General features: G+C 49.7%; 20 protein-coding genes and 2 pseudogenes. 7 read left to right on the top strand and 15 right to left on the bottom strand.

The genetic code is table 11. From position 1 onward, the window contains the following. Window positions 1–57 precede the first annotated feature (57 nt). Window positions 58–1,449: pseudogene (locus HS1genome_RS13165) on the top strand (MFS transporter). A 16-nt stretch (window positions 1,450–1,465) separates the two neighbouring features. Here the strand turns inward: HS1genome_RS13165 and purT are convergent. Together purT and HS1genome_RS06035 are read right to left on the bottom strand one after the other, a co-directional pair. Further along, on the bottom strand, window positions 1,466–2,656 hold the full coding sequence (gene purT / locus HS1genome_RS06040) for a formate-dependent phosphoribosylglycinamide formyltransferase (protein ID WP_126450023.1): 1,191 nt from the start codon (window positions 2,654–2,656) through the stop codon (window positions 1,466–1,468). Further along, on the bottom strand, window positions 2,619–3,290 hold the full coding sequence (locus HS1genome_RS06035; RefSeq protein WP_126450022.1) for a hypothetical protein: 672 nt from the start codon (window positions 3,288–3,290) through the stop codon (window positions 2,619–2,621). Before HS1genome_RS06035 ends, purT begins: the two co-directional genes overlap by 38 nt. Between HS1genome_RS06035 and HS1genome_RS06030 the strand changes: the two genes are divergently transcribed. Then, a complete protein-coding gene (locus HS1genome_RS06030; protein WP_126450021.1) occupies window positions 3,290–3,934 on the top strand; it encodes a diacylglycerol/polyprenol kinase family protein in 645 nt (214 codons plus the stop codon). The genes HS1genome_RS06035 and HS1genome_RS06030 overlap by 1 nt on opposite strands. 140 nt (window positions 3,935–4,074) lie before the next feature. On the opposite strand, the pseudogene HS1genome_RS12605 reads toward HS1genome_RS06030, so the two are convergent. Beyond that, a pseudogene (locus HS1genome_RS12605) lies at window positions 4,075–4,323 on the bottom strand (hypothetical protein); the annotation flags it as partial. 602 nt (window positions 4,324–4,925) lie between these two features. Between HS1genome_RS12605 and HS1genome_RS06020 the strand changes: the two are divergent. Beyond that, window positions 4,926–6,527: a long-chain-fatty-acid--CoA ligase gene (locus tag HS1genome_RS06020; RefSeq protein ID WP_126450020.1), complete on the top strand. Its 1,602-nt coding sequence runs from the start codon at window positions 4,926–4,928 to the stop codon at window positions 6,525–6,527. Between the two features lie 1,084 nt (window positions 6,528–7,611). On the opposite strand, the gene HS1genome_RS06015 is transcribed toward HS1genome_RS06020, so the two are convergent. The 4 genes from HS1genome_RS06015 to HS1genome_RS06000 form a co-directional block, all read right to left on the bottom strand. Beyond that, the gene (locus tag HS1genome_RS06015) at window positions 7,612–8,217 is read right to left on the bottom strand and encodes a protein-L-isoaspartate O-methyltransferase family protein (protein ID WP_229768228.1); all 606 of its coding nucleotides are present in this window, start codon (window positions 8,215–8,217) and stop codon (window positions 7,612–7,614) included. A gap of 699 nt (window positions 8,218–8,916) precedes the next feature. Beyond that, window positions 8,917–9,375, bottom strand: a complete 459-nt coding sequence (locus tag HS1genome_RS06010; RefSeq protein ID WP_158613729.1) for a DUF1947 domain-containing protein — start codon at window positions 9,373–9,375, stop codon at window positions 8,917–8,919. An 11-nt stretch (window positions 9,376–9,386) separates the two neighbouring features. Further along, a complete protein-coding gene (locus tag HS1genome_RS06005; RefSeq protein ID WP_126450017.1) occupies window positions 9,387–11,531 on the bottom strand; it encodes a xanthine dehydrogenase family protein molybdopterin-binding subunit in 2,145 nt (714 codons plus the stop codon). 114 nt (window positions 11,532–11,645) lie between these two features. Next, a complete protein-coding gene (locus HS1genome_RS06000) occupies window positions 11,646–12,233 on the bottom strand; it encodes a M48 family metallopeptidase (RefSeq protein WP_126450016.1) in 588 nt (195 codons plus the stop codon). 90 nt (window positions 12,234–12,323) lie between these two features. Here HS1genome_RS06000 and HS1genome_RS05995 point away from each other — a divergent pair, with 90 nt between their 5' ends. Then, window positions 12,324–13,322: a zinc-dependent dehydrogenase gene (locus HS1genome_RS05995; RefSeq protein WP_126450015.1), complete on the top strand. Its 999-nt coding sequence runs from the start codon at window positions 12,324–12,326 to the stop codon at window positions 13,320–13,322. Here HS1genome_RS05995 and HS1genome_RS05990 read toward each other — a convergent pair. Continuing rightward, window positions 13,248–14,165 carry a cobalamin biosynthesis protein gene (locus HS1genome_RS05990; protein ID WP_126451344.1) on the bottom strand — a complete coding sequence of 306 codons (918 nt, stop codon included), beginning with the start codon at window positions 14,163–14,165 and terminating at the stop codon, window positions 13,248–13,250. The two genes, HS1genome_RS05995 and HS1genome_RS05990, sit on opposite strands and share 75 nt — an antisense overlap. Then, window positions 14,135–14,860 carry an adenosylcobinamide-GDP ribazoletransferase gene (cobS, locus tag HS1genome_RS05985; protein WP_158613728.1) on the bottom strand — a complete coding sequence of 242 codons (726 nt, stop codon included), beginning with the start codon at window positions 14,858–14,860 and terminating at the stop codon, window positions 14,135–14,137. The genes HS1genome_RS05990 and cobS overlap by 31 nt, the downstream gene beginning before the upstream one ends. Window positions 14,861–14,899: 39 nt before the next feature. On the opposite strand from cobS, the gene HS1genome_RS05980 reads away from it, so the two are divergent. Further along, a complete protein-coding gene (locus HS1genome_RS05980; protein WP_126450013.1) occupies window positions 14,900–16,282 on the top strand; it encodes a cobyric acid synthase in 1,383 nt (460 codons plus the stop codon). On the opposite strand, the gene HS1genome_RS05975 is transcribed toward HS1genome_RS05980, so the two are convergent. From HS1genome_RS05975 to HS1genome_RS05960, 4 genes are all read right to left on the bottom strand, one after another. Next, window positions 16,272–17,525: a glutamine synthetase family protein gene (locus tag HS1genome_RS05975; RefSeq protein WP_126450012.1), complete on the bottom strand. Its 1,254-nt coding sequence runs from the start codon at window positions 17,523–17,525 to the stop codon at window positions 16,272–16,274. The two genes, HS1genome_RS05980 and HS1genome_RS05975, sit on opposite strands and share 11 nt — an antisense overlap. 83 nt (window positions 17,526–17,608) lie before the next feature. Continuing rightward, complete coding sequence (locus HS1genome_RS05970; protein WP_126450011.1) at window positions 17,609–17,839, bottom strand: hypothetical protein; 231 nt, start codon at window positions 17,837–17,839, stop codon at window positions 17,609–17,611. 29 nt (window positions 17,840–17,868) lie between these two features. Next, window positions 17,869–18,663 carry a class I SAM-dependent methyltransferase gene (locus HS1genome_RS05965; protein WP_126450010.1) on the bottom strand — a complete coding sequence of 265 codons (795 nt, stop codon included), beginning with the start codon at window positions 18,661–18,663 and terminating at the stop codon, window positions 17,869–17,871. Between the two features lie 6 nt (window positions 18,664–18,669). Continuing rightward, complete coding sequence (locus HS1genome_RS05960; protein ID WP_126450009.1) at window positions 18,670–19,779, bottom strand: amidohydrolase family protein; 1,110 nt, start codon at window positions 19,777–19,779, stop codon at window positions 18,670–18,672. 667 nt (window positions 19,780–20,446) lie between these two features. Between HS1genome_RS05960 and HS1genome_RS05955 the strand changes: the two genes are divergently transcribed. Then, complete coding sequence (locus tag HS1genome_RS05955; protein ID WP_126450008.1) at window positions 20,447–22,252, top strand: S53 family peptidase; 1,806 nt, start codon at window positions 20,447–20,449, stop codon at window positions 22,250–22,252. 199 nt (window positions 22,253–22,451) lie between these two features. Next, window positions 22,452–22,841, top strand: a complete 390-nt coding sequence (locus HS1genome_RS05950; RefSeq protein WP_126450007.1) for a hypothetical protein — start codon at window positions 22,452–22,454, stop codon at window positions 22,839–22,841. Here the strand turns inward: HS1genome_RS05950 and HS1genome_RS05945 are convergent. Together HS1genome_RS05945 and HS1genome_RS05940 are read right to left on the bottom strand one after the other, a co-directional pair. Further along, on the bottom strand, window positions 22,809–23,873 hold the full coding sequence (locus HS1genome_RS05945) for a Y-family DNA polymerase (protein ID WP_126451343.1): 1,065 nt from the start codon (window positions 23,871–23,873) through the stop codon (window positions 22,809–22,811). The two genes, HS1genome_RS05950 and HS1genome_RS05945, sit on opposite strands and share 33 nt — an antisense overlap. Further along, window positions 23,870–24,718, bottom strand: coding sequence for a carbohydrate kinase family protein (locus HS1genome_RS05940; RefSeq protein WP_126450006.1), 849 nt, complete (start codon window positions 24,716–24,718; stop codon window positions 23,870–23,872). Before HS1genome_RS05940 ends, HS1genome_RS05945 begins: the two co-directional genes overlap by 4 nt. Between the last annotated feature and the right edge of the window lie 80 nt (window positions 24,719–24,798).

The raw sequence follows: 24,798 nt of genomic DNA, 5'->3' as shown, positions 1-24,798 counted from the left end.
ATATTATACTTATACCAGAGCGATATTTTGAAAAGTTTATATTAGTCATAAGTATAATTGCAGGTATATTTTTGCCTCACACTCGATCATCCGAGGCATGGAGCCTTCAGCTCCAATAGCGTGAAGGCGATCGTCTCTCAGTTTACAGGATTTCTTTTGGACTCGTATGACTTAACCACGATTCTAACTATAGCACCGGCGATAGCAAAGGTGCTGTTTCCCCCTTCTAACCCATTTTTGCCGCCTTCACCATAATTTTCTCCTACACACTAATCATTCTCTTTCGTCCCCTCGGTTCTGCCATATTCGGCAACCTAAGAGATAAGATAGGGAGGTGAAACGACCTCATAATTGCAGTGGCCGGACTCGGAATCGTAAGCGCGTTGACTTCTACTCTCCCCACATATGCCAAAGTAGGCATTCTATCTTTCATACTCTTCCTTATTTATTAGAGTTGATGTTGGAATATTTGCAGGCGGAGAGTATTCCGCCGGACATCCATTTGCGATGGAGTGGACTCCCTTCAAGTGGAGAGGTCTGGTGAGCGGGTTAGTACAGGGAGTCTTCTCCTTTGGGGCAGCAGCGGCCGCCGCTGTAGAGGGTGTCTTTTTATCAATTTATGGAGTTAGTGGGGTAGAGAGCTTCGCTTGGCGATATATCTTCCTCACATCCATAGTTCCAGCCGTGATCGCGCTTGCTGCGCGTTTATCCATTGATGATACGCCGGTTTTTCAGGACCTGAAGTCCTAGGAAATCGATAAGAAAGACTTCACTTCTCGACCTGTTCAAGAGACCTTACAGAAGGGACTTCCTCCAGGTGATGCTCTGGATGACTGGCATGTTCTTCTATGCCTACTCGCTATTCGCATTCGTTACAGAGATCTTAGAACACTCTCCATCAGTATTTTCGATAGGAACTGCCAACTTCATCTACACTCCCGGAACAGTAGCAGCCTTCTTTGGGGGCTCTGGTTTTCGGGACTGTCCCACAGATAGTGGGGAGAAGGAGAATGACACTCATATGGGCGCTGTTGACACCAATACTCACGTTTCCCCTATACTATGGGTTATTCCTAGGGGCGAGGACAGGTAACTTCCCTCTCGCTCTTGCATCGTCTCTCACAATAGGCGTGATCACACAGGCCCCGTGGGGGATAATTCCTATCTATCTTTCAGAGAGATTCAGGGCACCCATGAGGGCTTCGGGGAGGCTTCGGCTATTCCTCAGGGATATTCTTAGGTGGTTGGTTCAGCTTTTCCGTCTATTTCATGCACAACTACCTTTTCTACTCTCTGGATACCCCCAACAACGTCTGGTTCTCCACGGCAGTCCTCCTCTTGGGTGCCGTAATAGTGGGAATAGGGATGTTTATAAGTCCTGAGACCTTGGGGACAAAACTGGCAGAAGAACCTGAGAAGATTACTAAGGAGAAACCAACTACCACCTAAATCTACCGACTCTTTTTTAATGAACCACTTGGATAATCGCACTAGCTTCTCTGGCCTTCCTTCTAGCTTCTTCGACCGAGATTCCGGTGGCCAGGATCACTCCCATTCTCCTGTGTTCGTACATAAACGGTTTTCCAAAGAGCCTGACCTGCACTCCTGGTATAGAGAGAGCCTTCTCCACATTAACATATTTAGGTGCCCACCCTTCGCTCTCAGCTAGGATCACGTGAGATGCGGCCGGGCTAACCAACTTCGGCTCAGGTACTGGAAGGCCCAAAGCACATCTCACGTGTATCTGAAACTCGCTCACATCTTGGCTAACCATTGTTACCATCCCGGTATCGTGAGGCCTCGGAGCCGCTTCATTAAAGAGTACCCTGTCTCCACTGACCATTATCTCCACTCCATATATCCCGAGGCCTCCCATCCTCTCCACGAACCTCTTGGCCATCTCCTTGGCTTTCTCCTTCACCTCATCGCCAACTGTGGAGGGGTGCCAAGATTCAACGTAATAGTATCCTGGTCTCTTATGTTCAATAGGTTCCAATGTCTTGGTCTCCACCGTAGCTCCACTTGAGTACCTGTAGGTTAGTATAGTCAGTTCGGTATCTAGCTTCAGGAACTCCTCCACAACAACTCTCTTACTCTTACCTCTAGCCTCGGCTATGGAATCCTTGAAACCTTTCTCGACTTCGGCCGGACTCCGTATCAACACATGACCGTGCCCACTACTACTCATTTCGGGCTTTATTATGCATGGGTAACCCACATCTACACAAATGCTTTTCACCTCCTCGGGAGACTCGGCGAATCCGAAGTTAGTAGTCGGCAACCCCAGCTCCTCAGCAGCGAGTTTCCTGAGCTCCAGCCTATTCATGCACACCCTGACTGCGTCGGCATTAGGGACTACTCTGATTCCATCGGACTCGACTTCTTGAAGGGCCTCAGTGTTTATGGCCTCGACCTCGGCGATAACTGCGTCGGGCCACTCCCTCCTGATTATGGAAAGAAGGGCCCTCTGGTTGGTCATATCCACCACGTACTTTCTGTGAGCGACGTGCATAGCTGGAGCCATGTCGTAACGATCCACTACTGCGATTTCGAGGCCCATCCTGTGGGCCTCTAGGGCCATTTCCTTCCCTAACTCTCCGCTACCCAAAATCAAAATTTTACGGGATCCCTCTAAGAGAGGTGTACCTATCTCCACGGTCCCCCCTGGTCCTCTCCTTTAATAACCTTATTGACTCAACCAGTTTGGGAGGATTGTAAACTAAGTTACACACGCACACCCATCCGCGTGGCACGTCGCACCGGGAGGAAAATGGGGTAGTTAGCACTCCTGCTCTAAAAGAAGAGGCATAAGCGTCAAGCTGGGCCCTTTCGTAGGATCCTACTTTAGCTTCTACCGCTATCCCCTCTATCACGAAGTCCGGCCTGACGAAGTCACGCTCTCCAGTAAACTTGGCAAGGCTTGGTCTGATTTCCCTCCCCTTTTCAACTATGAAATTCGCCGAGAGAATGTTAAAGACGTAATCTTCGAAGGTCTGTCCAAATAGCCTAGCCAGCCTTCTCGTTCTAGCCTTGGAGTCTGGGACGGCCATGGCGCACGTAACATCTACTAACATACCTGAGAGGGAGCTGAACGCAGTGAGTTTCTTAAGGTAAGGTTCCTCCGTTCCCAAGACGGCGAACTGCACCTCTCGTTTAGGTCCATCCACCAGACATATGTCTCCATCTACTGCGACTATGTAACTTCCTTGGGGATCGGGGAAGAGGAGGCCTTCCCTCTCGGCATATCTAAAGACATCCATATTTACCCCCATTGCTATCCTGCAGCCCAATGATAATAACATTGAACGACATAGTCTGGAGCGTAGTCTTCACGATATGGGTTGGGTTCGTCGTAATTTACTTGTCTCGCAAAGTAGAGACGAAGTCAAACCAGTATGTAAGCAGGAAGTTCATTCACATAATGGGGGGAGGAGTGGTCGCTGCTGCATCCCCCTTAGTTTTCAGCTCGCCGTTGTTCCCAGCTTTTCTGTCCTACGGAATGATGGTTTATCTAGTTATCAGGAGGATCAGAGGTAGGTTAATGGGGTGGTTTCAGGAATCTGGAGATTTCGGCGAAATAACCTTCACTTTCTCTTTCGGCACCTTAATGCTGCTCCTTTATCTTCTGAATCTATGGAACGATCCTGGTAACACGTTTTCAATTGGTTTGTTACCAATTTTGTTTATGAGTTTCGGGGACGGTGTGACTGGAATAGTAAGAAATTATGTTTATGGAGAGAGGAAAAAAGGTCTTTGGGGTTCTATAGCAATGCTGGCGGTCTCAGTCCCGATGGGTTATTTCCTTTTTTCCTATTTCGGTGTTCTAGCTGCAGTGGTAGCAACAGCGGTGGAGGCTATTCCTGGGTTAGACGATAACTTCACCGTTCCCTTTTCCTCCTTCGCGGTGCTCTACTTGTCCCTACTACTTCGTTAAGCTGGCTGTTCAGGGGTTAGTAGAACCCCTACCAGGCCTTGATGTATGCCTACAGACAGAGGACTGAGTTCAACTCGACATCTCCTTGTAAAATCGAGAATCCATGCGTTGAACTCAGACTCAGCAGATACACTATCTCTGACTTCCTCCCCGCCCTGGAAGGGACGAGGGTTCCCTCCCAGAGGGATCGTCGTTCCCGCCATCGGTTCGGGTTTACATGTCTCGTTTGGTGGGCAGTCGAGTGGATCAGAGATCCACTCCCATTTGAAGAGGAGGGGACTTTCATCGCAAAGCTCTAGTCCCTTAAGGGAGAAGAGAGACGATGGTTGCTCCTCCCACAGTCCCATTAAGCCCTCTTTCGAGCTGGGGAGGAGCGTCGTTAGTACCACTAAGAGAAATTTTAACAAAGAAGTATAAATACAAGGGGGCTATCCGTCCCCGCCGTGAAGGGCGAGGCTTTCCGCCCCCTTAACCCCAATTTTTGTAAATCAGTTGTCAGCGTTATGAACACAGCAGCTTGCCCTCGAAGTTAAGGGCCAGAGGGCCCAGTTCTTTAGAGCTATAAAGTCGGCACATTTTGTTTAATGTGGAACTGATCTCTTCACCACCCCCTGAGGGGCGATGGTTCCCTCAGGGCAGATAACAGGTTTGTGGTTCGCTGCCTCCACCTTCATCGCTTGATAGCCGATGGCTTTAGACCACCCTCCATTCATCTGACGGTAGACCGTGAGCCAGGTCTTCAGTCCGTTACCCCTCACCACAGGTAAGGACTCCCAGCAGCTCCCAGATACTTGGAAATGTGTATTGGACGCATTTCACTAATGTACCACTTTATGGCTTTAGTAATTCAATAATACTCTTACTATTCACAATTTAAAGACTTTACCCACTCATGGAATGAACGAGGCTTGTCTTTCATTTTGTCGAATCCACGAACAAGTGCGTTATTACACCTGTTACTTTAATTAACTAGCTATCGTTACACTACTCTGTGTCCAATCCCGTATCGACTCAAGACTTGACTATTAAGGACATCTTAGAGTTCGGAGCCACAGCGTGGTCCGAAACTGAGATCGTCTACAAGAACGAGAGAGTTACCTTCAGCCAATTCAAGGAAAGAGTGAGCTGGCTTGCCATGGGTCTCACGGAATTAGGAGTGAGACAAGGTGACGTGGTGGCTGTGATAGACTGGGACACAATGAGGTACATGGAGGCCATGTTCGCCGTACCCATGATGGGGGCCACCCTCCACACGGTGAACGTGAGGTACCCGCCGGAGGTGGTGCTCTACACCATGAAACACGCCGACGACAGCTACGTAATAGTGAGGGACGAGTTCCTACCTTTGATAGAGAAGTTCAAGGACGCCTTCTCCTTCGTGAAGGGGTGGATAGTGTACAGTGAAAGTGGAAATAGGCCAAACTCGGCTCTGCCCAACGTTAGGTATTACGATGACCTCCTGATTAAAACCCACTTCGACTTCCCTGAACTCGGCGAGGAGTCAGTAGCAATGGTCTTTTACACCTCTGGGACGACAGGTATGCCTAAGGGAGTCTGGTTCACCCATAAACAAATCGCGCTACATACCATGGTGCTGACGGCCGTGGGGAGACTACCTCCTCTCAATGTGAATCCTGATGACGTTTTCATGATTCTTGTTCCTCTATTTCACATTCACTCCTGGGATTATCCACAGACCGTCATGTTGAGTGGAAATAAGTACGTTCTCTCTGGAAAATACGACGTTGAAAACATACTTGAGCTTATAAGAAAGGAGAAAGTAACTTACACAGCAACCGTACCGACTGTACTCTACATGATCTTAAATCATCCTAGGATAAGGGAGTACGCTGAATATTTGAGAGGCTGGAGAGTGGTTATGGGAGGGGCTGCCATTCCCCGCGGCCTCGCCTTAAAGGCGAAAGAGTTTGGAATAACGGTAGCTAGTGGCTACGGTATGTCCGAAACCCACGGCCCTGTGACGGTGGCCTTCTTTAGCGATAGGGTATCTCAGATGAATGAGAACGCCAGGCTTAACTATGCCTTGACGGGAGGAAGGCCCCTTCCTATGGTGAGGATAAAAGTAGTGGATACAGAAGGAAGGGAACTACCTCACGACGGTAGAAGTGTAGGAGAGATAGTAGTTAGGGCCCCGTGGCTTACTGAAGGTTACCTCAAGGATCCAGAACGAACTTCTAAACTGTGGAGGAACGGGTGGCTACACACGGGAGACCTAGGCGTGATTGACGAGTTTGGTTACGTTACCTTTATGGACAGAGAGGGTGACGCTATAAAGAGCGGCGGGGAGTTCATATCCACTCTCATCCTTGAGAGCGTAATTAGTGAGTGCCATAAAGTGGGCGAGGTCGCCGTGGTGGGTGTCAAGGATGAGAAGTGGGGACAGAGACCAGTGGCATTCATAGTTAAGGCTGGAACCCTCGAGGAGGGAGACATTGGCTCCTGTTTGGAGGATGCCGTGAAACAAGGCAAGATACAGAGATGGTGGATACCAGACAAATTCCTGTTTGTAGAAGCTCTCCCTAAGACCTCCACCAACAAGGTGGACAAGAAGGAACTTAGAAAATTAATATGAATGCCTAATAACTAGTTGGAAGTGGACTCCATCTCTCCTAAGGAGAAGGCTTTTTACTTCATGACTCCCCTGTCGTCTACAGTTTGAGGTAAGTCGCGATTATCGCTTAATCATTTTATGTTTCTGATCCCTTAAATTGAGCTACTCCTCGTTCTTCAGGACGAGGATCCCTTTCAATGATTCGGGTTTACACCTCTCATTTGGGGGCAATTTGGAGTGTCAGAAAACCCTTCCTATTTAAGTCCATAAGTTGCGATAACGTAGCGGTCCTTTTTGTAAGGGATTACCTCATGCAGTTTCCGTCCATGCCTATGTTTAAATCCCTATATGTGGAAAGTAGTCGAGGTCTGAGGCTCCCTTTTGGTGTCATAGCTACAACGCCGTCTTAGTTATCCTCCAACGAAGAGGATGTCAAAGTAGAAGAAGGTGAATTTTCTTACTTACTACCATCACACCATGAAAGCTCTCTACATAGACTCAAATATAACGACTACCACACTAGCCAGACCATAAATGGATCCGGCGTGTAGAAACTAAGCTACGCGTTATACGATTCCTGCCTCAAGACTCGAGGTAGGAATTGACGTCCTCCTTCTAATCCCATGGGTTCATCAGGTTAGCCTTTCCTTATGACAACTGTTCAAGCAACAAGTCCATAGCGAATCCACTGCGTCACTATCAAAGGGGTTGAAGAGGGGAATTGCCGATAAAACCCGTTTTGTTGCCATTTCTACTCCACCGATCGCGTTATCTTTACCTAACTATTGAGAATATATCTGGCGAAAAGTTCGAGCTTACATGGAACCATTTATCTCGCTGAGGAAGCTTTAATTCTCTCTTGAGGTCCTTAATTGGGTAAGGCTGTCTGCAGGAAATAAGGATCAAAGGGCTAACCAAAATGTAGATAAAATGGAAAGAAGATGATGAGTGTGGGCCTCTGAGTTGGTGAGGAGGGTCTTGAGTCCTGAAATCTCCATTCCGCACGGGACACCACGGAGTAGTTACACTTGCATTGAAACTCCTCTACGAAAGGGTGTCGCTACGGGACTCACGGCGAGGACGTCGTCCATGATGGTGGGGTAGTTCACCTTCCAAATCCACATATTCCATCCATCTTACCAAAGAGCACCTCTATCAATCTTAACATAGTTGGAGGTTCTGTTCTTATCACTTTGTAGAGGTACTGACGCTCTCCCACCTGTAGTGGGACTATCATTACTCCTCCTTCCCTTAACTGAGACAAGGGACCACAAGGAAGAAAAGGAGAGGCAGACCAAATTATAGCCCTATCGTAAGGGGCCTCAGGAAGGAAGCCTAAACTTCCATCGGCTTTAATCAGTTTTACTCTCATTCCAGCTAGGGCCTTCGAAGCAAGTTGATACATCTCATCATCCATCTCTAGTGTGACCACGTCGCACCCCATTTGTATCATAAGGGCGGTGTAGTATCCCGTACCTGTTCCCACCTCCAACACTTTATGTCCACTCTCCAATTCGAGTTGGTCTAGCATGAAGAGACCAAGAGAGAGTGCGGTCGTGGAGTGTTTCTGACTGACCTGAATTGGCGAATCGATATAGTTCGGATCGTAAGCCAAGTGTCTCACGTTAGGAGGAAGGAACATACTTCGATCGACCTTTTTGAGAGCGGCTTGAAGTTCCTTACTTCTGATAGGCAAACTTCCTATGCTCACCGACACGACCCCGGCTGAACGAGATCTCCCAACCTACTTTTTAAATACGGTTGCTTGGAATATAATTCTGTCTCTCCCCCTCCCCCTTACAGACGAAGGTTCGTGAAGTCTCAGAAGATTACACTCCTTTACTGATGCTACTAGGTTGTAGCCTACAATGAAAGAAAGCAGTTTCTCGATGGCTGAGACTAGGCTGCGACCGCTTTCTTCATAATGTTTAACATAAAGTTCAGGGTTCCAATGGATTTTATCCTAATGAGGTCAGTGGGACACTCCCGTGAGGCCCCCTCGAGTTTACACGAATTCGCGAAATACCTTTAACGATGGTGGCCCGCATGGTGAACTCCACCGAGAAGCCTAAGTTTGGGCCTATCGTGGTGGACCCCTCGTCTGACACCTCGCGGGTGAAGATCGGTTCAACGTAGAGCCGAAATGGTCCTCCTGTGGAGCTGCGCCACCTTCGGGCAAATGGTGGCAAAGCGGGAAGTCTGGTCGGGACGGGGTAGTTCGTGTTCTTTGTGACTGCTAACGATACCTCTAGGATACCTTCCAACCTCAACATCGTGAAATGCTAGGTATTTGGACTTGCCGTACTTAATGACATGGCTAACATACTTGACTTCCTCCAGCGTCGGTGGAGAGGTTGGCTCCTCAAGGAGTTAACCGGAAGAGGTTGCAAATAAGGAGAATAGTGAACGATTACTTTTCCTTAGGTAACTTACTCTTGCTGCAGGCTTCCCAGAGTTCGTCTCCTACATGGTGAATGTTTTCCCCGAACTTTCCTTTTGTGACCTCCTGACCAAGGATAGTTTTCACCTTGAGTATGGCGACGGGGATGCCCTTCAAAGTAGTAGCCACCACCAGTCCTCCCACTCTCAACTCTCCTTCCGTACCCCTTATCCCTGGAACGAAGAGATCTGCCCCCTTGCTTAAGGCCATCACAGCACCATCATCTACTAAGACTTTCGGTAGCCTTACACCTAACTTGTTCACCGCACATATTGTTGGAACCAGCTCCTCTCCGACGAAGGCCAGAATCTCATTAACTATATAAAAAGTGGTTCTCTTTCCCTTAACAATCTCCGCCTTAATCACACCTTGAAAGCCGTACTTCTCGAAAAGCCTCGATTCAAGCTCCTCTCGTTCCTTCTCAGACAACACATATCTCCTCACTTTAGATCCCCTAGGATTTTCCCTCCAGTTACTGGCATCCTGATCAACTTCCTTCCTATACAAACCTCGATTCCATTCATAATAGTCGGCGTTCCCGCTATGGCCCCAGCCTCCCCAATCCCCTTACTTCCAGTGAGCGCAGCCGACTTAGCTAAGTCAAGGCTTACCCACTCTATTCTAGGCGTAACGTTTGACTTCGGCAAACCGTAATCGCTGAGACTAGTGTTCGTGACTTGGCCATCCTCGTTGAGGGTAAGCCCCTCGGTCAGGGCCTGAGCAATCCCCTGCACTACTCCCCCGTGGATCTGCCCTTCAGCTAAGAGAGGATTGATCACTGTTCCAACGTCGTCGAGGGCTACATACTTGAGCACTCTAACCTCCCCAGTCTCCTTGTCCACATTAAGTAGGGCTAGGTGAACCCCATAAGGGGAAGTGATCTGTCTCACTGGGTAGGAGTAACTAACGTCCAAGCTGTAACCCAGCTCATACGCTTTGGCCGCTATTTCATCGAAGTCAACTTCCCTACCATCCTTCCTATTCCTTACCTTTCCCTCAACGAACTCCACTTCTTCCACATCACTCTGAAGTAACTTTGCCCCCACCTCCACCAGTCTCCTCTTCAGTTCCGAGCAAGCTCCCTTGACTGCCGAACCTCCTACCGTAACTGTCCTGCTTCCCCACGTACCAATGCCATCCATTATCAAGTCGGTGTCACCCCAGCGAACCTCTATTCTCTCTAAAGGAATCCCAAGCTCATCCGCAGCTATCTGGGCAAAGGCTGTCCCATCTCCCTGTCCATGAGGACCTGCGCCAGTGAAAACTTGCACTTTTCCATCACTCTTCACGAAGACCCTAGCCGTCTCCCACGGACCGAACCCACTTATCTCGACGTACATAGCCACCCCTACACATCCCCCCATTGCCCGAGCCTCCAAGGAAAGCGAATCGTAGTACTTCCTCGCCCTCTTCAGGACCTCGCTATAGTTGCCACTATCATAGGTTATCCCGAATGGGTTCTTGTAGGGCAGTTCACTCACTACGTTCCTCTCCCTGAGCTCTATGGGGTCTATCTTCAGCTCAATTGATGCCATATTCATTATTCGTTCTATGAAGTACGTGGCCTCCGGCCTTCCTGCGCCCCTATAGGAAGTGGTGGGCGTCTTATTCGTGTTGACCCCGAACGCCCTAACTTGTGCATCCTTGACCTTATATGGTCCTGACAACATCCTAGAGGAGCTCTTGATGTTTCCCAGTTCGTCCCCGTTTGCTTCCTCGTAAGGTGCTCCCAAGTCACCTATCAAGGTGCCATGGAGGGCCACGAGGGTTCCGTCTCTCTTAAATCCAGCCTTGAACTCTAACGTCTTATCTCTACCGTGACCAGCAGTCTGCATCTCCTCGGATCTGGTGGGAATCCACTTTACGGGTCTCCTGATTATCAAGGCTATCTTACCCAGAGCGAACTCCTCTGGGTGAGTAATGATCTTGCTACCGAAAGCTCCTCCTACGTCTGGCTGAACTACGTGAACGTCGATGCCAAGAAACTTAGTCAAGTTCCTCCTTAGGTAGTGTGCTGATTGAGTAGATGACCAGAAATTAAGTCTGGAACCGTCGAAGAACGCTAAGGCTCCTCTGGTCTCCAAAGGGCTCGCAACTACTCGCTGATTCTCCAGTGTTCCCTCTAGAACCACCTCTGCTCCCTTCATTGCAGCTTCCACGTCTCCCGACTTCCACGTGTAGTCAAACTTGACGTTAGACTCGGCCTTAGAGTAAACCTTCACCTCGTTCTTAAGTGCGTCTCGAGGGTTAAGGACGTGTGACAATCTCTCATACTCTACGTCTATGGACTCCAAGGCATCATATGCCTCGTACCGGTCTTTCGAAATAATAGCGGCCACTGGCTGCCCTACGTAGGTTACTTCTGTCGAGGCCACGGGAAAGTCCTGACCAGGATTCAACTGTTGACCTGTAAACACTCCCATGCTGCTCTTAGGTGCAGAGACCTTCACCTTGGCGTGAGCATACTGACTCCTTAGGAAAGCGACGAAAAGGGTACCTGGCAGCTGGATGTCATCGACGTAGCTCCCCCTCCCCGTAATCAACCTAGGATCCTCTATCCTCCTTATGGCCTTTCCAACATACATTGCGAGGATAGGTGGAACCTTTCCATTTTAATGGTTAGCTTCCAGCCGAACTCGTGTGGGGGCTCAGCGGAGGCTTTTGGAGTCTATTTCACCAATCAAAGCCGTCGCCATTCATCAGGGCCCACCTGTTACCCTTTCGATTGCCCTCATCCGGTCCTCAGCTGAAGGATGGTCGGAGAGGGGACCTACCTCCCCATACTTGCTAATAAGAGATATTAATGCCTTGGGGTCCACAAACCTAGTCGCCTCGGCGTCAGCTTCTTTCTCCATCCTCTTCGAGATCTCCATATCAAAGAGAAAGACAAGGAGGAAGGAGGGAAGTAGCAACTTGTCTATAAGTGATAGTGCAGCAACCACCGACAACCCAACGGCCAATACTATTGACCTTTTTAATGTGTGCTTCATCTTTATGTGAGCCAGTTCGTGAGCCACCATTGCCCGGAACTGATCGTCTGGAAGGTTCATAGACTCTCTCTCGAGTATAAGCACGTTCCTCAATCCCCCTAGAGAGTAGGCATTTATCCCTTTGCCTTCCCTCAAGTAAACCCGATCCACTTTGACGCCCATTATGGACGCCATCTTTCTCACCCTCTCTTCTTGGCTGATTGGTTTGAGCCGCATCCCTATTCTGACTAACGAGTCGGTTCCAAGAGGCAGGAGACTCCCTAAGGCAAAGGCGAAGGTCATGAATTCTACTATCACATTAATTTCTACACGATATTACCATATTAACTTTGTAGTTTCGGTCGACACCCTCAACCTTATTAGAGGTCCTAATCTTTCCTAAGTCTGATGAAGGCTGTAGTAATGACAGACCAGGGGACCTCTCTAATGAACGTGTTGGAACCGAAACTAGAGGATGGAGATCTGTTGGTGGCCATGAAGGCCTGCGGACTGTGTGGAACAGACATAGAGAAAATGGAGGGAAAATACACAGCCTCTAAGCCCATTCTGGGACACGAACCAGCAGGTGTAGTAAAGGCTAGTCGTCACCCAGCCTTCAGCCCTGGGGACAGAGTCTTTGTCCACCATCACGTTCCATGTTACGAATGCTACTACTGCAAGAACGGTAGTCCCACCATGTGTCCTCACTATAGGGAGAGCAACATCTATCCTGGAGGTTTCGCCGAGTTCTTCAAGGTACCGTCGTGGAACGTCCAGAGAGGTGGCGTAATCAAGTTGCCACACAACGTAACTTTCGAGCAGGCAACTTTCGTTGAACCCCTAGCGACAGTTGTGAGGGCCCAGAGGAGGGCTTCGCTTCGAGCTAATGAGCATGTACTAGTGGTTGGTGCAGGACCCATGGGGTTACTCCATGCTGCGTTAGCTAAAGAGAGGGGTGCAAAGGTTGTTGTCACCGACGTAAGCCAGTTTCGCCTGAGCTTCGCTCAAGGACTAGGCCACGCTGTCTTACCTCCTAAGGGCGAGATCGGTGAGTTCACTGAAGGTAGGGGAGCAGATCTCACTATAGTGGCCTCAGGTTCTCCTCAGGCCATAGTGTCGGGATTGAAGTTGACAAGGAAGGGAGGTAGAGTGCTGCTCTTCGGCGTTCCGTACAAGGGCACAGTCCTAGACTACGATATTAGCGAGCTATTGAACAGTGAGATATCAATCATTCCCAGTAACGCCGCCGTAGAGGAGGACACTATGGAAGCGCTGCACTTAATAACAGAACGGAGAGTCAACGTCGATCCTCTAATCACCCACCGCTTCAGACTAGAGGAGTTTTACGAGGCCGTAAGGGTAGCTAAACAGAGAGAGTCCGTAAAGGTAATAATCGAGGCAAACTAACATTATGGCGAAGATTGCTAGAGTCAGATCGAAAAGCCTCAATGCCCTCCTAATATCCTCAGAGGTTGGCAACTCCCCCTCACCTATGGAATAGGCACCCAATTTCTCCAACCTCACTCCAAGGAGTCCAGCTGCTGCTGCGATGGGATAAACGGCGTTCTTGCTGTCCATTCTAGCCAGTTTGAGCGTCCTGATTGCCTTCTTTACATTCATGCCTAATATTAGGCCCGCCAAAATCATGACACCGAAGGTAAGTCTGGCGGGAACGTAGTTTAATAAGGTGTCTATCTTAGCCGAGAAATACCCCTCCTCTCGAAGCTCCTCTGTCTTGTAACCTACCATGCTGTCCATCGTGTTGGCTAATCTTTGAAGTAAGGCCCCAGGGAGACCAAGTAATAGGTACCAGATGAGTGGAGACGTTATACCGTCTACCATGCTTTCGAAGAGCGACTCTATAGAGGCAGAAGCTACGTGTCCCAAATCAATTGTCCAGACGTCTCTTCTAACTAACTGACTAACGTAAATCCTTGAGTCCTCCCTGAGTGGAAAAGAGTCCTTAACCAAAGAACGAAGCATGCCTATTGAAAAGGAAATCTTCAATAATACAGCGCCAACTATTATTCCTAAAAACGGGACAGAAAAGGATAGCCAACTGATGACGGAAAGTGGAACTAATACTGGCAGAACGCACATAAACCAGAGGGCAAATCCATGCAGTCTAGAAGAATGAGGTTTGCTTAACTTCTCCGCTAGCTTACCTGTCCAGACAACTGGATGTAAGAGAAGGGGAGGCTCCCCCACTACCAGGTCCATCACCAGTGCAAGTGCAAGAACCAGAACCAAGGCCACTTCAACTCCGCTAGTAAGATCAGAGGGAAGGAAGAGGTAATCGCCGCTCCTACCACGTCTCCAGAGGAACCCCCTAAGGACCTTCTGCTTACCTGCAACCAAAGGGCAGTGAGACCGAGGAAGGCCGTGACCGCCCACGGAGAGGTGAGGAAGAGAGATGATTCAACCATCAACACCCAAGCCTTACCGCTCAACCCCTCGCTAAACTTAGAGCCTAGGAAACTTCCCTGTATGGGACGCTCCAGCGCAAGTTGAAGTAGTCCTACAGAGCGCGAGGTAACTGAGGCCGCAACGAGGATCCCGAGTTCAGTGAACGTAGGTCTCAACAACATTACAGTCGGAACTATTAGGAAAAGGTAGAGCAAGAGAGCTCCAGCGGCTCCAGTTCCTAGTTGAAAGTCCTTTAGTGCCCTGAGCCTCTTCTCTTTATCCTTAACCATTAGTGCATCCCCTATGTCGAGGAGACCGTCAAGGTGATGGAATCCCCTCAGTCCTTCCGCAGCTGCAGCAACCAATAAGCCTGCAGCGGGTTCGTCGAAAATGTTCCATGCTGCAAAGAGGACGATGAAGAGTACTATCCCTTCCAACACACCTACTAAGATCGGAGCTATGAAGCTCCACGAGGCCGCTGTATCTAAATCCCCTCCTGCCGGTATAGTGCTATAGAACGAGAGCAGAGAGCTGATCACTTTCCAAGCCTTATTTCCCCCATTCACATAGTGATAGAAGTGGCTGTCATTTTAGCCTCTACGATGAGCGACTCAGGAAAGTCGATGATTTCAGCTGCCTTGGTGAAGCTACTCGGTGGTACGCCCTTCAAGGCGCAGAACATGTCCCTCAACAGTTATCCTACAGCTGATGGTGGGGAGATAGCGTTCATCCAGGCCTATCAGGCAATAGGAGCGGATGTTGAACCATCTAGATCGCACAACCCAGTTCTCCTCAAACCATCACCATTAGGCGTAGAGGTGGTATTAATGGGTGAGAGCGTCGGTGTGTTCAGGCCATCAGCCTACTACGATACAGTAAGCCGAGTTTGGCCCAAAATTGCTGAACTAGTGAGGGAGACCTCAGTAATAGAGGGGGCCGGAAGTGTTGCGGAACCTAACTTTATGGAGAGGGACCTTTCAGCTTTCTTGATTGCGAGGGAGCTCAAGGTTCCAATTGTTCTTGTTCTTGATGTGGATCGTGGTGGAGCCTTCGCCTCTGCGTTCGGAGCATATAACATGCTTCCTTCCTCAGTAAGGGGATCCCTAAAGGGCTTTATCATCAATAAGTTCAGAGGTGATCCCGCGCTCATAGAACCCGCCATCAAGTGGTTAGAAGAGAGGACAGGGATGAAGCATATGGGGACTATTCAATTTTCTCACTCCCTTCAAATAATGCCAGAGGACTCAATGAACGTCAATGACTTCGGTGACGGGGAACTAACGGTAGCCGTAGTCGCCTACCCATACATGAGCAACTTCAATGAATTTCAGGCCCTCGCTTCCTCGAACGTCTCTGTCAGGTTCGTCAGGAGACCCAAGGAGGCCCTAAAGGCGGACCTAGTGATCCTGCCGGGTTCAAAGAGCGTGTTCGCTAGCCTGAAGTGGTTGATTGATGCAGGCTTTGTAGACGTTCTGAAGCGCAGGCCGGTTTACGCGATCTGTGGGGGTTTCCAGATGTTGGCCCGTCGGTTGGTGGATCCGTTTGGGCTAGAGTCTCCAGCGAATGAGTTTCAGGGGTTGGGATTCTTTGATATCGAAGTGAGGTACGATAAGACTAAGAGAGTAAGACTAACTAGGGGAGACGGATACTTCGGAAGGCTCGAGGGTTACGAAATCAGAAGAGGGAGATTGATCTATGGGAGGAGCAGTCCAATAATTAACTTGGGTGACGTTGAGGACGGAGCACTTCAGGACCAAGTAGTTGGACTAAGCGTGCATGGTAGTCTATACTCGGAATTCGGCAAGAATTTTGCGAGTCTATTTGGAATAAAAGTAGATAGTTCCTCATTGATCGAGGAGGTCAGGAAACAGGTGGAGTCCGTAAGTAGCGCTCTCAGGAGTCAACTAGACCTCGATGCCATCCGATCAACATGGGAACAGGGAAATCCAGCTAGAGCCTAAGATAGACGTCCCTCTCCCATTGGGTCACCTGTTGTTCAAACTCCTTCACTTCCCTAAGCTTCAACTCTACATAGAGGGACAGGAGTTCCTCTCCTAGAGCTTCCCTCATCAATCTGTCGTTAGACAACCTCCTCAGCGCCTCCTCAAGGCTCGTAGGAACCTCTTCACTCTCGATACCCTCCATCAATTCGAGCCCTCTCTCCACCCCTTCAAGACCGGCGTATATCATCCCCGTAAGTAGCAGATAGGGATTAGCTGTGGTGTCAGGGAGCCTGAACTCCAACATTCCCGTGTCCTTGAAGTTAGCGGGAAACCTCAGGAGGAATCTCCTCTCCCTTCCTGCGGCCGCCACGGTTGGTGAGAAGTCCTCCCTTAACCTCCTATATGAGTTAACTGTAGGCAGGGCCAGAGCCGAAAGCGCACCTATGTGCACCTGAAGTCCGGCGAGGAAGTTCCGGGCTATTTTAGAAGGCTGCCCCGTCGTCTGATCTAGAGTCGCGTTGTTGTCCTCTTCATCTAGGAGTGAGAAGTAAACATGGAGGACGTTTCCTGGAGAGTCGCTGAAGGGCTTGGACATGAATGTGGCTTTAAGTCCATGAAGAAGAGCAACATCCCTTACGACCTCCTTGGCAGCGGTTAGGAAGTCTGCTGACCTTAATGCCTCGGCTGGGGAGAACGTTATTTCGTATTGTCCACGCCCGAAGTACTTGTTAAGCCTCTGAACCGGCTCCTCCATTTCTTCTAAGTACTTCACCACCTCCTTCAGGAACTCTTGTTCCACCAATAGGCCCTCGGAGGAGAACGCCCTACTACTGTCGGCAGGAGAATCACCCCTGAGCACGTAGAAGGTCGGTTCGAAGAGCACTCTCATCCTGTACCCCTGACCCTCCAACCTGCCGGTGGCCTTTCTTAAAACAGTCCTGACACAGAGAGGAGATGGGACTCCACCACTGTCAGTGAGTGCGGAGAGTACCACACCGGTCCTTTCTAAGTAAGGGAAAGTCATGAAAGTGGTGAGATCTGGATGGGCGATCACGTCGTCGAAGTTGTGTTTAATTGGCCTGTCCCAGATGTCTAAATAAAGGATAGACTCTGGGTAATTAACACCCATGTCCACGGCCTTTTCAAACTCCATTCTTCGCAGAGACCTACTCCTGACGTTCCCTAGAACGTCAACCACGAGTACCCTAACGTAATCGATCTTTCCAGTCTTCAGTAACTCCATTATCTGTTCAGAGGACAATCTTCATCCTCCTTAGCTTTACGTGTTAGAGGGTTAAAAACGCCGTCGAGGTCATTAATCGAGCCCCGTTGGATCTCCTAATCTTACTCATACATTATGGCTTTGACTAGTTTGCCGGCGTACCTTACCGCTGGAGCGTAATCGGTAAAGAGCCCTAAAGTCTCCACTTTTCCCTCTTTGCTCAGTTCAACAGAGTAGAAGTACTCTCCCCTGAACTTCCTTCTCCTAAATCTTAGGACGTGCACTCCAACTTCCATCCTTCTCCTCTGAGAGGCGTTGAACCCTAGCAACAGTTCGAAAGGATCGTCCTCCATTTACAAAGTAAATGTGCAATGTAGTGCTTTTAAGGATAGGTCCTCCTCGTAACCTCTAGGTCCACAGCTACATGATATAGGGTGGGTTTCAGACTCCTAACTACCCTATATCTTTCCCCCTCTGGAACTAGCTCTTCGGCCTTAGCCAAAGGATTCTCCCGCTTCTTCACCTCTACCTGGACGTAAAGATGAACCTGAGTCCCAGATCTCGCATGTTTATGAACGACCTTCCATACGTCTCTCCACCTCTCTGGAAGCGGAGCTATGATCCTATCTGCTATCCTCAGCTCTCTTCGTCTCTCAAATGCGTCGCCAAATATGGGCACAACCTCTGGTGTATCATTGAGGCTTCTGTTCACATGCATGTAGTAGTAGGCGTACGGATTCAGGTCAATAGAGTAGACGACCTTGGGCCGTCCTATCTTAGCCGCGATCACGGAGAAGGGTCCAAAGCCAGCAAACATATTGACTACCACCTCCCCACTCCTCACTTCCTTTCCTACCCTCAGGTGTTCAAAAGACAGGGTCTGAGAGAAGAACACCTTAGTGAAGTCCAATTTAAAGGTGCAGCCGTTTTCCCTATAGGTGACCTCGGATCTCTCCTCGCCTGCGAGATGCACGTATTCGCTAAGCCTGTACTCACTCCTCACTCCCCTGAACCTCCCCCACACCGACTTGAGATTCATCCTCATCATTACTTCCTGTGCAAATTCCTTGGCGGACTCCATCTGGAATCGGAAGGGCAAGCTCAGGATCCCTACATCTCCCAACACCTCGACTCTCCTCCAGAGGCCCACCTCCTTTGCTCTCTCTGTGACCCCCAAGCTGGGTCACCCAGAGGCCCTTCCAAATTCCCTGATTTTCGATTCAGCCTTCTCCAAGTCCGCTGGGTCTCCAGATATAGGAATCCCGCCGTCTAATACTACCTCTCCACCTACTACAACGGTCTCAGCTTCGGCTTCGGAGAAAATCACCATTTCTCTGCTAGCCAATGGATCTATTGGGTACGTCAAGGAATCGTGAAAGTTGAGCACGACTGCATCACCCAGTTTTCCCACCTCTAGCGAACCACCTTGTATACCTAACTGTTCATGAGGCCACCTAGTGATGGAGCTAAACGCTTCGTCGGCCTTAAGGAGGTACCTAGAGACTGCCACCCCTGCCTCATGAATAACGCTCATCTGCGGACTCGACTCTAGTGATATGGAAGGCCTCATCTCCCCTAGGGAAAACTTGTAGACCTCGTAGGAGGGAACAAAAGTCAGGCCAAGTCCGTGGGACTTAACCGAGTCGAGGTCACATCTGAATCCCCCTCCCATGGCAACTACCCTCCTTCCCCCTCTTTTAAGTCCGCTCAGATCTACCCATCTCTCCACGAATATTGTATGACCACCTGCCTCCGCTAGTTCGAGGGCCTCTTTCAGGGATTCCCTACCACATACATCTATTGCGAGGGAGGTACCTTCTGAGCCCCATCTCTCCCTCAAGGAACCGTAAGTTCCCCACTCTTCCCTGTCGCAGCCTATGTGAGCTAATACTACCACTCTTAGACCCAGAGACTTCATGGCCCTTCCCGCCTGATCTAAGAAAGGACCATTGATCAGAACAGTGGTGACGCCTTTCTTCATCAACCTGTATCCCGCTAGAAGTGAGAAGTAGTAGGCGTCGGATCTGCTCATACTCCTAATCACCTCGTTAACGTTGACCTTACCAGTGGGCACCCTGTACCTAAACGGAAAGAAGACGGGATATACACCTAACGCCGCAAGACCAGGATGGATCACCCTCCCCTCGCCTCCAACGAAGAGTTCGACATCATCGAAGGCCTCTGGTTGGTCCTGTCCTACGTAAGAAACCTGTCCCCCATCTATTCCGACGAATCCCTGACCTATCGTGTAGTCGGAGTCTACTATCATTTCGCCCTTTAGGAGGACCTTCATCCTACCCCATTGCAACGATGAGTAATTTAACTCTACGGGGATTTGACTGACTTCCTCCCCGCCCTAAAGGGCGGGGGTTCCCCTCCTATGGCTCGTCTTTCCCACCCTCTGTTCGGGTTCACGTCCCTGGTGGGCAGTAGAGTGGATCGGGGAGGGACCCCACTCGAAGGTGGGACTTTCCTCCGTGAAGTCCATTGAGGGAGAACGGGGTCGCCCCTCCCTCGTTTTCGTCGAAACCCCGATCGATCTGGGGGGAGGGGCGTCGTTGGCGCCAACCAGGGAAATTTAGACGGAGGGGTGGAGGGGCTACACCCCCGTGAAGGGCGAGGGTTTCCGCCCCCTCGACCCCCAGTTTGTAAATTAGGAACTAACATTCAAAAGACTCGGACGTACCCCGAAAGCGGAGGTAAAGGTAACAACGTAAGAGAACCGTAAACGAAGCCCGTGTCTCAACGAGAGGCATGGGTCTAGGTACGTAAGCTCCACAAATGAGGAATGAGGGTACCGTGAAAGTCACCGGAAACCTAGAAGCCCCGTTCTTAAGGATGAGATAGTTTACTCGGGTCTGGCGACATTCTAGAATTCGGATTGTCGGTCACACATTAGTGTAGAGATAGATGCAGATTCTTAACCAAAGAATTTATTCTTGCTCACTCAGTTCAGTTAAATGAGGCGCGAACTAAGTCCCTTAATCCTTCTACCTCTTCTAATTGGTTTGGGATCTGGACTCCTCTTGTCAGCTAACACCACCTACTACATCACTACTTCCTCTCCACAGTACAGTGTACTTCCAGATTCTCAGTTCGTGGAACCACTTCCCTCCTCTCAGGATCTCCCCTTTGCGGTAATATTGAATTTCACTAACTACTCTTCTCTATACCTCCAACTGAACGCTATTATCTCGGAGAGGTCGCCTTATCTCTCACCTTCCCAGTTCAGGCATTATTATTATCCAACCGATTCCTACAAGAGGTCGTTAGAGGACTACCTGCGTTCTTACGGTATTAGGCTCACTGGAGACTACGGCCTAATCCTCACCTTTAACGGAACTGTAGGACAAATAGAAAGGGCTTTCAACACTCACATAAACATCTACTATTACCCACTGAAGGACATCTATTGGTTCGGTGAGAAGGGGTTCGTCGATGTAGGTCCATTCTACTATTTCACCAACAACGTCACTCCATCTTTGCCCTACTCAGTAGGTGAACACGTCTTAGGAATAATAGGCATAGATAACCTAGATCCCAAAGTCTACCAAGCCATCTCCCAGCCATGGCACCTGAACATCACCTCTACCAGAGGTCCCAACGGGAATGGCCTCATCTCCAAGGTGCTCGTTCTTCCCAACACGTTGCAGCAGTACTTCAACTTCACCGAGGCCTACGACAAGGGGAAAACAGGGGAGGGGAGCGTGATAGCCATAGAGGGAGTTCCAGAATCTTACATAAACGAGAGCGACGCTTATTACTTCTGGAGCCTTTTCTCTCCCTCTAGAACAGGCGCGCTTAGTGTGTTCACCCTAGGTAACGACACCTCCTCCGGACAGTCGGGAGAGAACGAATTAGATGTCGAGTACTCCGGTGCTTTCGCGCCAAGCGCCAACGTTGTCCTCGTGTTTAGCGACGGATATGTGGGAGGACAAGCCTTGGTCGGAAACTTGCTAAATTACTACTATGAGTACTACATAATGGCGAACTACATAAATCCCACCGAGGTTTCTATTTCGGTTACACTTCCCGAGTCCTTCTTGGCTGCTTACTACCCTGCCATGCTCTACGCAATACACAACCTGATGGTGCAGTTCGCAGAACAAGGCACGTCGGTTCTGGCAGCGTCAGGAGACTGGGGCTACGAGACAGATCACCATCCACCTAACTTCGTCATAGACACCTACAACACCATTTGGTACCCAGAGTCAGACCCTCTAGTTACGTCGGTGGGCGGGATATTCATCAACGCTTCCGCCTCAGGTTCAGTGGACTCCATTTCAGGCTGGGATTACAGTACGGGGGGTTCCAGTCTAGTCTTCCCAGTCCAATCATACGAACTCACCTCTCTGATACCTTTAACCCCCACTGATGTGAGAACGTACCCAGACATAGCTTTCGTCTCAGCGGGAGGATACGACATACCAGAGTTCGGCTTTGGTCTACCATTGATATATCAGGGGCAACTTTACTTGTGGTACGGAACTAGTGGAGCAGCTCCCATGACTGCGGCCATGGTAGCACTCACTGGACAAAGAATAGGTGCTCTGAACTACGTACTTTACCACATCTCCTACAACGGAATAGTTGAGACTCCCCACGGTGTCGAGGAGGGCCTTCCAGCTTGGATACCAGTAACAAGAGGAGCTAACCCAACACCAGCTCATTATGGATGGAACTACGTTACTGGTCCTGGAACCTACAACGCCTATAATATGATCTATGATTTGATGCTCTACGAAGATGTGAACAGTTCCCACTAGATCATATATGAATATTTTGTAGTCAAGACGTGTGAGTTGAGATCCTCTGGGTAATGGGAAGAAAATGATGAATTCATGCTCGACCTTGAGGAAGACAAATGACTGAGGGTTAATATCAAATATGAAAAGCTATAATGCCCCCAGCTATATTATAAGGTTAAACCGAATCCCTTTTTTCCATAATTTCTTTTTCGGAAGCATGCTTCTTCTGGTTCCAAAGGTCGCCAAGGGAACGGGTGTTGAGACATTAGCTGTGGCTCCCATTGCCAGTAGAAGAGACTACGTCCTTTGCATCTCCTTCAGAGGGAATAAGGGTTCTCCGTTCTTCGTGGCCCTGTTAGACAGAACTGGGTCAGTCCCACGCGATCATGGATCTCTAGTTAGAGGGATTAGGGTTCTAGTGGAAGCTCAAGGCGTGTCTGAAGACCTTGAAAAGTTACGCCAAGTAATATGGAGAAGTTACGTGACTCCCCAGAGGAAGATCCCACTATTGACTAACGTTGAGGTTTTGGGATCGGTGAAAGAGCTAGTAGAGATAACCAAGGCTGTGAAGGGATTAATCTCGCTGGAGGTTAAGGAACTTGTCTAGACCCCCGGGCTTAACGAACTTGCCGAGTCTCACCCCCACTCTTCTCAGTTTCCTCTGGTCGTCTCTGAGTACTTCCTTCAGTAATTCCTTCGCTATCTCGAAAGCTGAGTCTTGAGTAAGACCGTGCTCTAGGCTCCTCTCTCTACTTACTACGTCCAAGTCTTCCATTATTGCGACTACAGCAACTCTAGTAGGGAGCCCCTCCGTCTTCCTATAGGCTTCCTCTACAGATCTCCTCAGGACTGTCACAATTTCATCGAAGTCCCTCGTGTTGGAGGTGAGCGTTAGATATCTCCCACTCGTCTTCCTTACTTTCTCTTCCACCGGAGGGAAGTATCTGTTCTCAGCGAGGGCCAGCAAATATTCGGTCTTTGCCCTTCCTATGGCCTTGGAGAGCACGAATCGAACCGCACTTCTCACGTCCGTGAGCTTCCTCACTCCGAGTTTCTGTAGCCTCTCGGCTATTACTGGCCCAACTCCAGGGATGTCCTTTACGTCAAGTTCCTCAATAAGCCTCTCGACCTCGTTTGGCCCCACCGCTTTAAAACCGCCAGGCTTGACAGACTCGGCTGCGACCTTGGCGAATACTTTATTTATAGAAAGACCCACCGTAACGCTGAGTTCGGTCTCGGTCTTTATCACCTCCTTAAGTTCCCTTCCCACTTTCACCCCTTCATTGAAGTCCTCCACCACTTCTGTGAGATCTATATAAGCCTCATCCACACTTGCAACCTCAACTCTCGCAGATACCCTCCTGAGGATGCTCATCACCCTCCTGGACACTTCCTCGTAGAGTTCCCTTCTCATAGGTAAGTAGATCGCCTGAGGGGCAACTTCCTTAGCCTTAACTATTGGCATACCAGCCTTTACACCGAGCTTCCTAGCCACATAATTCGCCGTCGCCACTGCCCCACTGTCTAGGGATCGCCCAGAGTAAACACATACCACCACCGGCTTCCCCCTTAAGGAGGGGTTGAGAATCTCCTCCACCTGGGCAAAGAAGTAGTCAATGTCCACGAAAGCAACTATCAAGTACACTTCACCCTAGGAGGGGACCTGGCCATCAGGTGCAGCACCTCTTCCATCGTAGGAGAACTAGTCCCCCCTACTCTAGTAACCTTGAGCCCAGACACTACAGAGGCGAACTGAAGGGACCACTCCACACTCCTTCCCTTAGTTAGGGCGTAGTTGAATGCCGCGTCGAAGGAGTCACCTGCCCCAGTGGTGTCCACAGGCTCGACCTTTAGTGCCTCGACCTTGCACTCGCCCAATTCTCCGGTGGTGGTGGCTCCCTTCTCACCCATCTTAATTACAGCAGACTTGAATTTACCGCCCCCCAGCTTTCTCCACTCTGCCTCATTGACGAACACCACGTCCACCTCGAACTCTCTCGCCTCTTGGGCCAAAGGTCCTGGATCGTAGGTTGTCAGCTTGGACCTATGATCCCTTACCACTATTCCTGCTGGAACCGACGCATAGTGGACTACATCGAAGAGGCCACTCAGTTTCTCTACTTCCTCCCTCTTCAACGAACTACCAGCACCTGGTCTTCGAACTATCCTCCTTTTTCCATCACTCCCTAATATAATGAGGGCTGCGCTCTGCGGGCCTTCCACCTCTTCCACGTAATCAAGCCCCACACCCATTGATGCTAGCCGACGCATCACCATGGTGGAGAGCTCCCCCTCCCCAACCTTTGCTAGGAGCTTAACGGAGTCACCTAGCTTAGATGCGGTCACAGCGTAGTTTGTGGCCGCCCCTCCAGGACCCACCTCTAACAGGTCAGTATTGACGTTCTCCTCCTCGTCTGGAATTCTCTCTAGCCTGACTATGACATCCACACTAAGCTTACCTACCGATAGGTGTATGTGCCTCAAGCGCTCACCTCATACGACCTCAGGCAGCCGCCGTGTCTTCACAAGCTCACACCCAAAGGTCCTCATCACCGGCCACGTAT

The sequence above is a fragment of the Sulfodiicoccus acidiphilus genome, from assembly GCF_003967175.1.
Taxonomy (GTDB): Archaea; Thermoproteota; Thermoprotei_A; order Sulfolobales; family Sulfolobaceae; genus Sulfodiicoccus; species Sulfodiicoccus acidiphilus.
This window is presented reverse-complemented; position numbering and strand designations above follow the sequence as displayed.